This window comes from Treponema sp. R8-4-B8 (genome assembly GCF_054786175.1).
In genome coordinates, this window is the sequence record NZ_BDHE01000373.1 from 1 (window position 1) to 456 (window position 456).

Consider the following 456-nt stretch of genomic DNA (forward strand, 5'->3'; position numbering starts at 1 on the left):
CATCAACCTTGGCTACCTGAACGCAAATAACGCCCTTCGCCCCACCAGAGGTTATAGGCCGCAAATCTTTGTCCGTATCGATAAAGACGCGCTTGAACCCTCCCGTTGGGAAGAATTAGTTCCATTTGGCGGTTTATAGGGCATTTTTCACCGTAAAAAGCTGTAAAAATTGTACAAAGTACCATAATAAATTTTAATTTTTTTCTTGACGAATTTGCATGATCATGCTAAAATTAAGTTTACCAGTTTGGTATTCTTAAAATTCTTACCTTTTGGATAAAGCTATGCAGTATTTTGATACTCATGCCCATTTAGGGCTTATTGTTGATGACCCTATTGAGCAGCTAATTGTAATTCAAGAAGCCCGACAAGCTTCTGTCACCAGAATTGTCTCGATTTGTAACAGTCTTCATGACTTCGGTCATGTTTATGAAAATCTTAAATCGGCAACAAATG

1 pseudogene is annotated in these 456 nt (G+C 38.2%); it reads left to right on the top strand.

Annotated elements, in window-relative coordinates:
* Positions 1-284 precede the first annotated feature (284 nt).
* A pseudogene (locus ACYVRA_RS08820) lies at positions 285-456 on the top strand (hydrolase TatD); the annotation flags it as partial.